This is a genomic window from Streptomyces angustmyceticus (genome assembly GCF_040701845.1).
Classification (GTDB): domain Bacteria; phylum Actinomycetota; class Actinomycetes; order Streptomycetales; family Streptomycetaceae; genus Streptomyces; species Streptomyces angustmyceticus_A.
Map to the genome: position 1 here is coordinate 22,089 of NZ_JBFBHQ010000028.1, position 13,875 is coordinate 35,963.

At 73.0% G+C, this 13,875-nt stretch carries 10 protein-coding genes; 2 read left to right on the forward strand and 8 right to left on the reverse strand.

Annotated features, from left to right (window positions below; genetic code table 11):
- Window positions 1-62: 62 nt before the first annotated feature.
- The 7 genes from AB0411_RS32695 to AB0411_RS32725 form a co-directional block, all read right to left on the reverse strand.
- Window positions 63-1,301: an acyltransferase family protein gene (locus tag AB0411_RS32695; RefSeq protein WP_366420902.1), complete on the reverse strand. Its 1,239-nt coding sequence runs from the start codon at window positions 1,299-1,301 to the stop codon at window positions 63-65.
- A 100-nt stretch (window positions 1,302-1,401) separates the two neighbouring features.
- Window positions 1,402-2,568, reverse strand: a complete 1,167-nt coding sequence (locus tag AB0411_RS32700) for an alpha/beta hydrolase (protein WP_366420903.1) — start codon at window positions 2,566-2,568, stop codon at window positions 1,402-1,404.
- A 188-nt stretch (window positions 2,569-2,756) separates the two neighbouring features.
- Window positions 2,757-3,437: a response regulator transcription factor gene (locus AB0411_RS32705; RefSeq protein WP_366420904.1), complete on the reverse strand. Its 681-nt coding sequence runs from the start codon at window positions 3,435-3,437 to the stop codon at window positions 2,757-2,759.
- Window positions 3,434-4,801: a sensor histidine kinase gene (locus tag AB0411_RS32710; RefSeq protein WP_366420905.1), complete on the reverse strand. Its 1,368-nt coding sequence runs from the start codon at window positions 4,799-4,801 to the stop codon at window positions 3,434-3,436. Before AB0411_RS32710 ends, AB0411_RS32705 begins: the two co-directional genes overlap by 4 nt.
- 162 nt (window positions 4,802-4,963) lie before the next feature.
- Window positions 4,964-5,842: a DUF4429 domain-containing protein gene (locus AB0411_RS32715; protein WP_366420906.1), complete on the reverse strand. Its 879-nt coding sequence runs from the start codon at window positions 5,840-5,842 to the stop codon at window positions 4,964-4,966.
- Between the two features lie 207 nt (window positions 5,843-6,049).
- Window positions 6,050-7,264 (reverse strand): alpha/beta hydrolase, encoded by a 1,215-nt coding sequence (locus AB0411_RS32720; RefSeq protein WP_366420907.1) that lies wholly within the window; start codon window positions 7,262-7,264, stop codon window positions 6,050-6,052.
- A 172-nt stretch (window positions 7,265-7,436) separates the two neighbouring features.
- Window positions 7,437-8,132: a TetR/AcrR family transcriptional regulator gene (locus AB0411_RS32725; protein WP_366420908.1), complete on the reverse strand. Its 696-nt coding sequence runs from the start codon at window positions 8,130-8,132 to the stop codon at window positions 7,437-7,439.
- 229 nt (window positions 8,133-8,361) lie between these two features.
- Between AB0411_RS32725 and AB0411_RS32730 the strand changes: the two genes are divergently transcribed.
- Together AB0411_RS32730 and AB0411_RS32735 are read left to right on the forward strand one after the other, a co-directional pair.
- Complete coding sequence (locus AB0411_RS32730) at window positions 8,362-9,849, forward strand: MFS transporter (RefSeq protein WP_403152106.1); 1,488 nt, start codon at window positions 8,362-8,364, stop codon at window positions 9,847-9,849.
- A gap of 536 nt (window positions 9,850-10,385) precedes the next feature.
- A complete protein-coding gene (locus AB0411_RS32735; RefSeq protein ID WP_366420910.1) occupies window positions 10,386-10,805 on the forward strand; it encodes a peptidase inhibitor family I36 protein in 420 nt (139 codons plus the stop codon).
- 128 nt (window positions 10,806-10,933) lie between these two features.
- Here the strand turns inward: AB0411_RS32735 and aceE are convergent, their stop codons facing one another.
- Window positions 10,934-13,666 carry a pyruvate dehydrogenase (acetyl-transferring), homodimeric type gene (gene aceE / locus AB0411_RS32740; RefSeq protein WP_366420911.1) on the reverse strand — a complete coding sequence of 911 codons (2,733 nt, stop codon included), beginning with the start codon at window positions 13,664-13,666 and terminating at the stop codon, window positions 10,934-10,936.
- Window positions 13,667-13,875 lie beyond the last annotated feature (209 nt).

Sequence of the window (13,875 nt, forward strand, 5' to 3'; positions counted from 1 at the left end):
GGGGCGGGGCCGCGTGGCGCCCCGCCCCCTCGGGACCCGGCCGTGCCGCGCCGGCCGGGTGCTCACGCCAGCCGCAGCGCGAAGACGGCGAACCCGGCGGCCAGGAGCGCCGCGGCCGCCCGGCGGGCGCCGGTGACACCGGTCCAGGGCGCCTCGAAGCGACGGGTGGTGCGGCCGATCAGGAGCAGCGCCGCGGCGAACACCGGCAGCCAGGCGAGCCGGGTGAGGAGCCAGGCGGCGGTGTCGGGGGACGCGGTCAGCCCGGGCACCTCGCCCAGGAAGGACGCGGGCACGGCCGCCGAGAGCAGCGCCGTCTGGTGCCAGCACAGGACCGTCATGGCCGAGAGGTTGACGACGGTGACCGGTGCCCACAGGGCGGGCCGGCGCAGCAGCCGGGCGAGCCGGTCCCGGAGCAGGACGGCGGCGCCGGACTGGGCCGCGGCCAGCGCCACGACCAGCAGCGACGGTGGGTGGGAGTTCGTCCGGTCCTGGCCGGGGACGCCGACCATGCTCGCCGGGTAGTGGAAGAACAGCAGCAGGGCCGCGAACAGGGCGGCGCCCCCGAGCAGCAGCGTCCAGGCGGCGCGCCGGCCGAGCCGCCGCTCGCCCCAGGACACCCCGAGCTGATAGGCGAACAGCCAGCCGGGCAGGAGGTTGAGCAGGCCGAGCCAGGCCGGCACGGCCTCGGCGAACGGCCCGTAGCGCAGGAAGTCCACCGCCGCCACGGCCGCCGCCAGCGGCGCCGCGGCCCCGACGCCCCACCGCCGCGCGGCCCGCAGGCAGTACGGGGTCAGTGCGGTGACCGCCGCGTACACGCCGACGAACCACAGCGGCTGGATCACCAGCGTCGCCCCGGTCCGCAGCGTCGCCTCCGGCACCCCCAGGCCGTACAGGACGGGCAGCAGCATCGCCCAGACGGCCGTCACCCCGAGCACCGGGCGGCCCAGCCGGACGATCCGGCCGCGCAGCCAGGCCCGGACGGGCTCGCCCCGCTCGCCGGCGCGCCGCAGCGAGCGCACCGACGCGTGGCCGCCGACCAGGAAGAAGATGCCGAGCATCTGCAGCACCCAACTGGCGGGCGCGAGCGCGCCGACGGCGGTCAGCACGCTGCTGTTGTGGAGTGCGCCGTCGGCGTCGCGGGTGAAGCCCCCGACCAGCCAGTGGCCGGCGGGCACCGCGAGCAGCGCCAGCGCGCGCAGCCCGTCGAGGGCGCGGTCGCGGTCCGCGGGCGTGCGGTCCTCGATGGCGCGGACCGTCGTGCGGACGGCGTCTCTGAGAGGCGTGGGGAGGGCGAGAGCCATGAGGCGTCCTTGAGTGAGAGGGCCGAGAGGGTGAGGAGCGGCGGAGCGCGGGCGTCCGGCGGCCGGTGAGGCGGAGCCGGTCCGGCGGCCCGGCCCGGCGTCAGCGCACGGCGCCGTAGCGGCCCAGCACGATGGCCGCGAAGCTGCGGAGGGAGTCCGTACCGGGGGCGAGGTAGCCGGTGTGGCCCACGGCGCGGGCGGCGGAGACCCGGCGGGCGCCGAAGGCGGGGTCGGTGGGGTCGGTGCCGTGCCCGAGGCCGAACAGCTCGACGTTCGGGACGTCGCCGATCCAGTCGGAGGCGTCCCGCGCCGCCCAGACCCGGGCCGCGGTGCGCAGTTGGGCCACGTTGTCCCGGCGGACTCCGGGGGAGCCGAAGAGGACCAGGTCGGCGAGGCGGCCACCGTCCGGACGCGCCACGGCCAGCCCGCAGACCACCGAGCCGTAGCTGTGGCACAGCACCGCCGGGGCCGGGGCGCCGACGGCGGCCAGGCCGGACAGGAAGCGGGCCAGCCGGGGCGCCCCCGCCTCGGCGAGCCGCCCGGTCATGGCGTCCGGGCCGACCCCGACCGGTGTGGTGTACCCGGCCCAGGCGACGACCGCGGTACGGGTCCCGGGCGCCTCGGCGGCCAGCCGGGTCCGCAGCGACGCGGCCATCCCGGCCGGCGTGCCGTACGGGTCCCGCGCGCGGTCGAAGGACCCCAGGTCGATGTCCGAGCCGGGCACGATCACGGCGGTGCGCTCGGCCGCCGCCAAGTCGCCGTACACCTCGGCCACTTGGCCGCGGCCGCGGGGGTCGAAGGCGAGGATGTGCCGGCCGGGGGAGAGGAGCGAGGCGCAGCGGGCGGCCGCCTTCCCGGCCCGCCGGCGGTCCTCGCGGGTGCCGGCCGGATCGGCGGCCCGGGCCCGCTGGCGGTCCCGCTCGGCGGCCAGCGCACGGGAGTTGGCCGCGTACCGCACGGCCGGGGGCACGCCGTCGAGGTTGCCGACGGTGAGCGGATGCCGGGCCACCAGCGCTCGCCGCTGCCCGTCGGTCAGCGCGGCGAAGAAGCGGGCGACCTCGGCGGGGCGGGCGGTCGCCGGGTCCGGCAGCCGGATGCCGAGCGAGTGGTCGGCGCGCCAGGCGGCGGCGCCGGGCGCCGGACCCGTGACGGCGTGCTGTGCGGTGCCGGCCGCCCAGCCGCCGGTGCCGGCGACCACGGTCAGCGCGAGCGCGGCGCCGATGAGCGTGCGCCGGCCGCGCCGGGCGATGGTTCGCAGCCTGGACATGGTGGTGTCTCCCTCTCCCGTTGGTGTGGCGGAGGGAAACGTAGGAAGAGGGCGTATGACGCAGCGTCACACCGCGGAGCCAACTGCCGGGTGCTACCCCGGTAGGGGGGAGGGGGCTCTCTCGTTCTCCAGGAGGAGAGCCCGGCGTCGGGCTGGGGCGCCGGCCGCGGGGCCGGCGCCCGCGGCCGCTACTGCTCCCCGGGCGCGACCAGCCCCGACTCGTACGCGAAGATCACGGCCTGCGCGCGGTCGCGCAGCGCCAACTTGGCCAGCACCCGGCTGACATGGGTCTTCACGGTCTGCTCGGCGACGATCAGCGCCTCGGCGATCTCCTGGTTCGACAGGCCGCGGGCGACCAGCTCCAGGACCTCGGTCTCCCGCGGGGTGAGGCCCTTCAGCCCGAGCGCGGCCCGGTTCTTGCGGGGCGCCGGCCACCGCCGGGCGAAATCGGCTATCAGCCGCCGGGTCACGGACGGGGCGAGCAGCGCCTCCCCGGCCGCCACGACCCGGACCGCGGCGATCAGATCGCCCGGCGGCGCGTCCTTGAGCAGGAACCCGGACGCGCCCGCGCGCAGCGCCTCGTAGACGTAGTCGTCGACGTCGAAGGTGGTCAGCATCAGCACCTTCGGCCGGTGCAGCACACCGGCGGGCGGATCGAGCAGCTGCCGGGCCGCCTCCAGGCCGTCCATCTCCGGCATCCGGACATCCATCAGCACCACATCGGGGTGCGTGCGGCGGCTCAGCTGCACGCCCTGGACCCCGTCCGGCGCATCGCCCACCACATCGATGTCGCTCTGCGCGGCGAGCAGGGCGGCGAAGCCCGCGCGCACCATGGCCTGGTCGTCGACGATGATCACGCGGGTGGTCATACGGAGTCGGAGTCCTTCGGTGAAAGGGGAGTTGCCGGGTCGGGCGGCGGGGAGAGGGGAAGCTGGGCGGCGACCCGGAAGCCGCCGTCGGGGAGCGGTCCGGTGTCGAGCGCGCCGTCCACCAGCCGCACCCGCTCCCGCATGCCGATCAGGCCGTGGCCGGTGCCGGAGGGCTCCAGCGGCGCGGACGGCGCCGGCGGCGGGGAGTTGACGACCAGCACCGTCAGCAGGGAGCCCTCCGCGGCCGTCGTCACCGACACCCGGGTCCGTGCGCCCGGGGCATGCCGTACGACGTTGGCCAGCGCCTCCTGCACGATGCGGTACGCCGACAGATCCACCGCCGGCTCCAGCGGCGCGGAGTCCGCCGCCAGTGACAACTCCACCGGCACACCGGCCCGTACGGTCCCCTCGACCAGCTTCGGCAGCATGCCGATACCGGGCTGCGGGGTCTTCGCCGGGCCGCCGTGCCGCTCCGCCTCCTCGCTGCGCAGCACCCCGAGCAGCCGCCGCATCTCCGCCAGCGACTCCCGGGCGGTCGCCGCGATCGACCCGAACTCCTCCTCGGCCTCCCGGGGCATCCCGCTGATGCGGTACGGGGCGCTGTCGGCCTGGACCGTGATCACCGACATGTGGTGGGCGACGACGTCGTGCAGCTCACGGGCGATGCGGGTGCGCTCCTCCAGCAGCGTCCGGCGGGCCCGCTCGGCCTCGCTGATGGTCTCCTGCTCGATCAACTTCCGCCGGGCGTCGCCGCGTTCCCGCAGCGTGGCGCCCATCATCAGCACCACTCCGGTGAGGACGAACAGCAGCACCCAGGTGCCCGTGCTCCCGTCCGGGGTCCACGGTTCGAAGAGGATGCCCGCCAGGCCGGTCGTCAGCCAGACGGCGATCAGGGTGCGGCCGCGCTCGCGCAGCGACAGCGCCACCATCAGTGCGAGATAGCCGACGATCGCGGTGGGCGGCCAGGGCCAGGAGCGGCCTTCGATGCCGGACGCGTGGATGAGCGCCAGGGCGCCGAAGATGTCCGCCGTGAAGATCACCCACCAGGCCTGCAGCGGCCGGGTCACCGCGAGCAGCAGCGGCGCGACCTGCGCGGTGGCCAGCGCGCCGGACAGTCCGCCGTCCAGGCCGTAGTCGTGGCTGAGGAGGGTGATGGTCGTCGGCAGCAGGGACACCGCGAACGCGAACGCGACCAGGTACGGCAGCCGGCGCAGCCAGGCGCTCCGGACGCTGCCGAAGAGCGGGGTGCCGGGTTCGGTCGGCGTGCCGAGCTCGACGGCGAGGAGGTGCAGTGCCTGCCGTACGGCGCGCAGCACCCGCCGACGGGTCGGTTCGTGCGCGGGGTGGGAAGAGGGTCCGGTCATCGCGACTCCATCCAAGCGGACCGCCGCGGCCGTGACGTCATACCAGGGTCCGGACTTCCACCCCCTACCACGGTATGAGCCCCCGGCCGCCGCCGTGCCCTCACCCGGCCCGCACGGACCCCCGGGGCCGCCGGGGCCCTGGAGTCCCCCGGACCAGGCGGCCTAGAGCTCCGCGAGCAACTCGGCCTTCTTCGTGCTGAATTCGTCGTCGGTCAGCAGGCCCGCCCCGTGCAGCTCGCCGAGGTGCCGTATCCGGTCCGCGATGTCGGCGGGGTCCCGGCGCGCATCCCCGGTCCGGCGCCGCGGTTCGCCCTCCGCCGGGTCCTGCGCCGGGTCGGCGGCGCGTACGGCCTGCAGCACGGCGGCCGCGAACGGCAGCGACTCGTGCACCGGGCCGTACCCCAGCCCGAAGACCACTGCGGCCGGATCCTGGTCCGCCTCGCCCGCCCCCGGCTCGCGCGCGCCGCGCTCCAGCAGCCGCAGATAGCCGTTGAGGATCTCCGGGGACCGCCACTCGACCCCGGCCAGCTCGCCGACCGGGAAGGTCTGGTCCCCGCACTTCCACTTCGCCGAGGACGCGCCCGTCCAAAACCACCGGAAGGCGACCGACCGGCCGTCGAAGGACGCCTTCCCGTCGTACGCCTTGAAGTGCAGCGGAGGCTCCGGCGCGGCCACCAGGTGGCGGTCGGCGGGCTCCTTCGCGTCGGGGCCGAGCACCGCGCGCAGCTCGTCGGCGTAGTACTCGGCCAGCGTCTCGCGCTCGGCCGGGAGCACCAGCCGGTACGGATCGGCGTCCTCCTTGAGCTGTCCGTCCGCCGCCTCCATCAGGGGGTCGGCGCCGGGCCGGGGCACGGCGTGCAGCACCACCGTGCCGCGTCTGCCCCCGCTCACCTCGACGGAGCTCAGCGCCTCGTACGGAATGCGTCGCTCGCCGAGCGCCTGGAACAGCTTCGGCTTGCGGATCCCCCGTTCGAAGCGGATGAGTACGGAGTCCGTGTCGAACTCCCAGACGGCATGAAAACCGGCCAGCACATCACCCATGCGGCTCATCGTATGCGGGCGGTTGCCCGCCCGTCCCCCTTCCGGACACCTCGGGGGCGGCTGCCGGAGCTACGCGCGTCACCCCGGTCACCCGCTGTGTTCCCTGCCTGGTGGACGTCGCCGGTGCCGGGTGCGGTTCCCGCAGGCACGGCCCGTCCCCGGGCGCCGGGCCGTGCCTGCGGCACCGGTCGTACGGCCCGGCGGCCCTCAGGCCAGGTCCGAGCTGCAGTGCGGGTCGTCGGAGGCGCAGGAGACCGTGCTGGTCGCGCCGACGCCGACGAGGGCGAAGTTGCGCAGGCTGCGGGTGCCGGGCGCGAAGTAGCCGGCGTGCCCGACGGCGCCGTCGGCCGACAGGACCCGTGAGCCGAAGGACGGATCGACGGGATCGGCGCCGTGGCCGAGCCCCCCGACCTCCAGGTAGGGCACGTCCGCGATCCAGTCGTCGGCGTCCCGCATGGCCCAGACGCGGGCGCGGGTGCCCAGCCCGGCGAGACTGCCGGCCCGCATGCCGGGGCTGCCGGCCACGGCGATGTCCTCGACGTTGGACGGCAGGGTGCGGGCCGCGAGCCCGCACACCACGGACCCGTAGCTGTGGCAGAACAGCGAGACGGTGTCGGAGGAGGGCAGCGCGTCCACCAGGGCGCGCAGCCGGACCGCGCCGTCCGCGGCCAGCTTCCCGGTGGCGGCCTCGACGCCCATCCCGGCCGGGGAGGTGTAGTCGGCCCAGGCGATCACGGCGGTACGGGTGCCGGGACGGGCCTCGCGCTCGGCGCTGTAGAGGGACCGCGCCATGCCGACGGGGGCGCTGGTGGCCCGCGCGGTGCGCTCGAAGGTCGACAGGTTGGTGTCCACACCGGGCACCACGACCGAGACCCGCTGGGCCGCCGGGAGGTTGCCGAAGACCTCGGCGGCCCGGCCGTCACCGGCCGGGTCGAAGGCGAGGATCTGCCGGGCGGGACTCATCATCGAGGCGAAGCGGTGCATCAGCCGGCCCGCCTCCTGGCGGCCGACGGGGGTGAGCCGGCGGTCGCCCATCCGCTGCTTCTCGACGGCGCGGGCGTCGTCGAGCGCCATCCGGTTGGCACGGTAGCGCAGCCGCACGGGGGCGCCGTTCATATTGCCCACGACCAGCGGATAGCGGCGGGCGAGCCGCTGTTTGTCGCCGCCGGTGAGCTTGCCGAAGAAGGCCCGGAGCGTGGCCGGCGGACCCTTGGGGTCGGGCAGCGGGCGGCCGTGGAAGGTGGCGTGCTGCCAGGCGGTCCTGGCGGTGGCCAGCGGGTTGGCGTCTTCCTTGGTACCTCTGACGGCGGTCCAGCCGGTCAGCGCAAGCATCACGAACACCACCGCCAGGGCGAGCGCGGCGCGCCAGACGGAGGACTGCAGAAAGCCGGAGGAGGGGGCGAGGCCCGGGAAAGAAGTCACCGCGGGCCACCCTAGGAGACGCGGCAGCATGCTCGCTGTGACCGTGAGTGAGATCACGTTTCACGGTGGGTATTTCGACCAAACCGGACACGTGTCGTCCGTTTTCGGTGCTCAGTCGTGCATACGCGAACTCATGAGGGGGCCGGAGCCCTCGCGCAAAGATGGATGGCCGTTACAGGGAGTAGGGGGTGGCGGAGGTCGCCGCGGGCCGCTCCCGGCCCGTCCGCCAGTCGTCGTCCATCGCCGGCCCGATGTGGTCCAGATAGGACCGGGTCAGCTCCCGGATGGAGGCCACGGTGCAGTCCTGTCCCTCGCCCCACACCTTGCCGGCCACCCGCATCACCCCGCTGAACGCGGCGACCAGCACCCGCGGCCGCGGATCGGTGTCGACGTCCAGCCCCTCGCGCCGGGCGATCAGCCGCGCGATCTCCTCCTCCAGCTCGGAGGAGCGCCGCAGATGCGCGGCGACCAGCGCGGGCGTCGACTCGATCATCCGGTACGAGCGCATGTGCAGCTCCACCGGGATCACCGACTCGATGGCGCTGCCGATGTCGTCCCAGGCCACCATCACGGCGCTGCGCAGGGCGGTCAGCGGCGCCTCCGTCGCGGGCCGCGCGAGCAGCTCGTCGAGGAAGCGGGCCTCGACCATCGTCTGGACGGCGAAGGCGACGTCCTCCTTGTTGGCGAAGTAGCGGAAGTACGTCCGCTGGGAGACGTCCACCGCCTCCGCGATCTCGTCGATCGTCGTCGCCTCGTACCCCTGCTCGGTGAAGAGTTCGAGCGCCGCGCGGATCAGGGCGTCGCGGGTGCGCTGCTTCTTGCGTTCGCGCAGGCCCGTGGGTGCCGCATGCGGCATCGGGGTCGCCATCCTGAGCCGCCTTTCCCTGGTGTTCTCGCTGCTCAGGTTACCTGTGAGCGAGATGACAGTTACCGACTCATGAAATGCTTTGTCAACTGTCAGTGGCTGACATTAGCCTCGTCGTATGAGTTCCCAGACCCCGGTTGCCGTCGCAGCGCCGGACCTTCCCGCACCACAGGCCCCCAAGGGGCTGCGCGGCCATCCGTGGCTGACTCTCTTCTCCGTCGCCATCGGCGTGATGATGGTCGCCCTGGACGGCACGATCGTCGCCATCGCCAACCCGGCCATCAAGGAAGACCTCGGCGCCTCGCTCGCCGACGTGCAGTGGATCACCAACGGCTACATGCTCGCGCTGGCCGTCTCGCTGATCACCGCCGGCAAGCTCGGTGACCGCTTCGGCCACCGCCAGACCTTCCTCATCGGCATCCTCGGCTTCGCCGCCGCCTCCGGCGCCATCGGCTTCTCCCACGAGGTCGCGCTGGTCATCACCTTCCGCGTGCTGCAGGGTCTGTTCGGCGCGCTGCTGATGCCGGCCGCGCTGGGCCTGCTGCGCGCCACCTTCCCGGCCGAGAAGCTCAACATGGCGATCGGCATCTGGGGCATGGTCATCGGCGCCTCCACCGCCGGCGGCCCGATAGTCGGCGGACTGCTGGTGGAGCACGTCAACTGGCAGTCCGTGTTCTTCATCAACGTCCCGGTCGGCGTGCTGGCCCTGGTCCTCGGCCTGGTGATCCTCAAGGACCACCGTGCGGTGAACGCCCCGCGCTCGTTCGACATCCCGGGCATCGTGCTGCTCTCCAGCGCGATGTTCTGCCTGATCTGGCCGCTGATCAAGGCGTCGGCCTGGGGCTGGGGCGATCAGAAGACCCTGGGCTTCCTGATCGGCGCCGTGGTCCTCTTCGCGCTGTTCGCCGTCCTGGAGACCAAGGTCCGCGAACCGCTCATCCCGCTGCGGATGTTCCGCTCCCTGCCGCTGACCGCCGGCACGGTCCTGATGGTGCTGATGGCCTTCGCCTTCATGGGCGGCCTGTTCTTCGTGACGTTCTACCTCCAGAACGTCCATGGCATGACCCCCGTCGACAGCGGTCTGCACCTCCTTCCGCTCACGGGCATGATGATCGTCGGCTCGCCGCTCGCCGGGGCCCTGATCACCAAGTTCGGCCCGCGCATCCCGCTGGTCGGCGGCATGGTCCTCACCGCCGTCGCCATGTACGGCATGTCCGGGCTCGACACGGACAGCACCACCGGCCCGATGTCCCTGTGGTTCGCGCTGCTCGGCCTGGGCCTCGCGCCCGTCATGGTCGGCGCCACCGAGGTCATCGTCGGCAACGCCCCGCTGGAGCTCTCCGGCGTCGCCGGCGGCCTCCAGCAGGCCGCGATGCAGGTCGGCGGCAGCCTCGGCACGGCCGTGCTCGGCGCGGTGATGGCCTCCCGCGTCGACAACGAGCTCCCGGGCAACTGGAAGTCGGCCGGCCTCCCGCCGGTCCCGCCCGGGCAGGCGTCCCAGCTGTCCGACGCGGTCTCGGCCGGTATCGCCCCGGTCCCGAAGGGCACCCCGCCGGCGTTCGCCCAGAAGATCGTTTCCGTCGCGCACGACACCTTCGTGTCCGGCATGGGCCTGGCCTTCACCGTCGCCTGCGGCGTGGCGGTCGTCGCCGCCGTCGTCGCCGTCTTCACCAAGCGTGGCGCGAACGCCGAGGCGGGCGCGGGCGTCGGCCACATCTGATCCCGGTCCCTGGCCCCCGGTCACCGGCTCGGGACCCAGGCTCCCGGCGCGCGGCAGGCGCGAGGCTCGTCCTCGCCCTGCCGCGCGCCGTTGCGTGGTGCCCATGTGCCGCCCGCGTGCTGTCGTCAACGGCGGGCGTCAACCGGCCGGCCCGGCCCGCGCCCGGCCCCTCCCGCCGTACGGCCGACGGGAGTTGGCCCCTGCCGGAGGGCCGAATCCCTCATCCGGATGAGCCGACCGGGGAACCGAACCGGGCACCGGCCTCCTCCGGGGCGTCAGCTGCCTCCCCGCCCCCGGCAGGCCATGGGGCGAACGGTTTCCGCACCACGCCCCGCCGGCGCCTCCCCCGTCAACGCCGTGCACCGGCGCCCCGCTCCGGGCCTCTCCGTCCGTCCACATACCTGATCCGGGTGGCCGTGCCGCCACGGCCTTGGCAACCGCGCCGCGCCCTCGCGAAGCTCGACACGCAGCACCCACCGCGGGCGACCCGCCCACGGCGGGACGCCATCGTCGTACTCCACGGGGGAGAGATTCCTATGCGCCTGCGCCCGCACACGTCCCGTACCACCGCGCTCCTCACCGGCCTCGCCGCGCTCACCGCGGCCCTCGCCGTCCCGCCCGCCCTCGGCGGCCCGGCCGCGCACGCGGCCCCCGGCGGCCGGGCCGGTGCGGCCCCGGGCCCCTGCGCGGCGGGAGCGCTGTGCCTCTGGCCGAAGGCGGACTTCGGCGGCACCCGCCGGACCTACGAGCTGTCGGACACCGACATCGAGAGCTGTACCCCGCTGCCCAAGGGGACCACCGCCGCCGCACTCGCCAACCGGACCGGCCGGCCGGTCACCACCTACCAGAGCGCGGAGTGCGCCGAGACCGCCGAGTTCGACACCTATCCGGGCGGCGGCAGCTGGGTGCCCCGATCCCCGTACCGGGTAAGGGCGTTCAAGGTGTGGGAACGCTGACCCGGCCACGCCCCCGCACCCGCCCTGCGCACCGGTACCCCGCGCCCGCACCACAGCGCCCCCCGGCCGGCGGAGAACGCTGGTCGGGGGGCGCGGCGGAAGCGGTGCGGCCGTCGGCCGCGAAGAGGTCAGGCGTCGCCGCCGGCCTCCCCGGCCTCGGCGGCCGTGACGTCCAGGAGCTGGTAGCGGTCGATCGCCTGCTTCAGCAGCGACCGGTCGACCTTGCCCTCCTTGGCGAGCTCGGTGAGCACGCCAAGGACGATGGACTGCGCGTCGATGTGGAAGAAGCGACGGGCCGCGCCACGGGTGTCCGCGAAGCCGAAGCCGTCGGCACCCAGCGACTGGTACGTGCCGGGAACCCAGCGCGCGATCTGGTCGGGAACCGCCCGCATCCAGTCCGAGACGGCGACCGTCGGACCCTCGGCACCCTGGAGCTTCTGCGTCACGTACGGGACGCGCTGCTCCTCCTCCGGGTGCAGAAGGTTGTGCTCCTCGATCTCCACCGCGTCGCGGCGCAGCTCGTTCCAGGAGGTCGCCGACCAGACGTCGGCCTTGACGTTCCAGTCGTCCGCGAGGATCTGCTGGGCCTCGATCGCCCACGGCACCGCGACACCCGAGGCGAGGATCTGGGCCGCGTGCTCGCCCTTCTCGCCCGCCTTGATGCGGTGCAGGCCCTTGAGGATGCCCTCGACGTCCGCGTCGGACGGCTCCGCCGGGTGCTGGATCGGCTCGTTGTAGACGGTCAGGTAGTAGAAGATGTCCTCGGAGTTCTCCCCGTACATCCTCCGCAGACCGTCCTTGACGATGTGCGCGATCTCGTAGCCGTAGGCCGGGTCGTAGGCGACACAGGCCGGGTTGGTCGAGGCCAGCAGCTGGGAGTGGCCGTCGGCATGCTGCAGGCCCTCACCGGTCAGCGTCGTCCGGCCCGCGGTCGCGCCGAGCACGAAGCCCCGCGCAAGCTGGTCGGCCATCTGCCAGAACTGGTCGCCGGTGCGCTGGAAGCCGAACATCGAGTAGAAGACGTAGACCGGGATCAGCGGCTCGCCGTGCGTCGCATAGGCGGAGCCCGCGGCGATCAGCGAGGCCGTGCAGCCCGCCTCGGTGATGCCGTCGTGCAGCATCTGGCCGGTCGGCGACTCCTTGTACGCGAGGAGCAGTTCGCGGTCGACCGACTCGTACTGCTGGCCCAGCGGGTTGTAGATCTTGGCCGACGGGAAGAACGCGTCCATGCCGAAGGTGCGGTACTCGTCGGGCGCGATCGGCACGAAGCGCTTGCCGATCTCCTTGTCCCGCATGAGGTCCTTCAGGATGCGGACGAACGCCATGGTCGTGGCGATCTTCTGCTGTCCCGAGCCCTTCTTGGCGCCCGCGTAGGCCTTGTCGTCCGGCAGCGGCAGCGGCTCGGCGCGCACGACACGGGTGGGTACGTACCCGCCCAGGCCCTTGCGGCGGTCGTGCATGTACTGGATCTCTTCGGAGTCCCGGCCCGGGTGGTAGTACGGCGGCAGGCCGTCCTCCAGGTCCTTGTCCGGGATCGGCAGGTGCAGCCGGTCGCGGAAGCCCTTGAGGTCGTCGACCGTCAGCTTCTTCATCTGGTGGGTCGCGTTGCGGCCCTCGAAGTTCGGGCCGAGCGTCCAGCCCTTGACGGTCTGCGCGAGGATCACCGTCGGCTGGCCCTTGTGGGCCTTGGCCGCCGCATACGCCGCGTAGATCTTCTTGTGGTCGTGACCGCCGCGGCCCAGGTGGAGGATCTGGTCGTCGGTCATGTTCTCGACCATGGCGCGCAGCCGGTGGTCGTCACCGAAGAAGTGCTCGCGGATGTACGCGCCGGTCTCGGTGGCGTACGTCTGGAACTGGCCGTCGGGGGTGGTGTTGAGCTTGTTGACCAGGATGCCGTCGCGGTCCTGCGCGAGCAGCGGGTCCCAGCTGCGGTCCCACACCAGCTTGATCACGTTCCAGCCGGCGCCGCGGAACTGCGACTCCAGCTCCTGCATGATCTTGCCGTTGCCGCGGACCGGGCCGTCGAGGCGCTGCAGGTTGCAGTTGACGACGAAGGTCAGGTTGTCCAGGCCCTCACGGGCGGCGATGGACAGCTGGCCGAGCGACTCGGGCTCGTCCATCTCGCCGTCGCCGAGGTAGGCCCATACGTGCGACTTGGAGGTGTCGGCGATGCCGCGCGCCTCCATGTAGCGGTTCATCCGCGCCTGGTAGATCGCGCCGAGCGGGCCGAGGCCCATCGAGACGGTCGGGAACTCCCAGAAGTCCGGCATCAGCCGCGGGTGCGGGTAGCTGGACAGGCCGTCGGGAGCCTTGGACTTCTCCTGGCGGAAGGCGTCGAGCTGCCCCTCGGAGAGTCGGTCCAGGAGGTAGGCACGGGCGTAGACACCGGGCGAGGCGTGGCCCTGGAAGAAGATCTGGTCGCCGCCGTCGCCCTCGTCCTTGCCCCGGAAGAAGTGGTTGAAGCCCACGTCGTAGAGGGAGGCGGAGGACGCGAAGGTGGCGATGTGGCCGCCGACGCCGATGCCCGGACGCTGGGCGCGCGAGACCATGACGGCGGCGTTCCACCGGGTCGCGTTGAGGATCTTGCGCTCGATCTCCTCGTTGCCCGGGAAGAACGGCTCGTTCTTGGTCGCGATGGTGTTGATGTAGTCCGTGCTGCGCATCTCGGGCACGGCCACCCGCTTCTCTCGCGCGCGCTCGATCAGGCGGAGCATGAGGTAGCGGGCACGTTCCCGGCCCCGCTCGTCGACGGCTGCGTCGAGCGAGTCGAGCCACTCCTGGGTCTCTTCGGGATCGAAGTCCGGGACCTGGCTGGGAAGGCCGCCAATGATGATCGGGTTTCGATCGGATCCGGAAGCCACGCTGTTCCTTCGTGTTCGGTTCGTTTCGTGCTCTGCAGGCTATTGATGCTGTGCACGGGACGAATGCTGTCGCTGCCTTGGTGTCGCGCCGTCTTCCATCGTGTACCGAGCCACAGGGATACGTCACCTCTACCGATGGGTAACCATCCGTAGAGAGATGGCGCTGAAAAGGCCGATTTCTCGCGTCGGCCAAATCGCAACCATACGCC

What these genes read in the sequence shown, in the direction of transcription:
- AB0411_RS32695 (WP_366420902.1), bottom strand. Translation starts at nt 1,301, where the DNA reads ATGGCTCTCGCCCTCCCCACGCCTCTCAGAGACGCCGTCCGCACGACG.
- AB0411_RS32700 (WP_366420903.1), bottom strand. Translation starts at nt 2,568, where the DNA reads ATGTCCAGGCTGCGAACCATCGCCCGGCGCGGCCGGCGCACGCTCATC.
- AB0411_RS32705 (WP_366420904.1), bottom strand. Translation starts at nt 3,437, where the DNA reads ATGACCACCCGCGTGATCATCGTCGACGACCAGGCCATGGTGCGCGCG.
- AB0411_RS32710 (WP_366420905.1), bottom strand. Translation starts at nt 4,801, where the DNA reads ATGACCGGACCCTCTTCCCACCCCGCGCACGAACCGACCCGTCGGCGG.
- AB0411_RS32715 (WP_366420906.1), bottom strand. Translation starts at nt 5,842, where the DNA reads ATGGGTGATGTGCTGGCCGGTTTTCATGCCGTCTGGGAGTTCGACACG.
- AB0411_RS32725 (WP_366420908.1), bottom strand. Translation starts at nt 8,132, where the DNA reads ATGGCGACCCCGATGCCGCATGCGGCACCCACGGGCCTGCGCGAACGC.
- AB0411_RS32730 (WP_403152106.1), top strand. Translation starts at nt 8,362, where the DNA reads ATGATGGTCGCCCTGGACGGCACGATCGTCGCCATCGCCAACCCGGCC.
- AB0411_RS32735 (WP_366420910.1), top strand. Translation starts at nt 10,386, where the DNA reads ATGCGCCTGCGCCCGCACACGTCCCGTACCACCGCGCTCCTCACCGGC.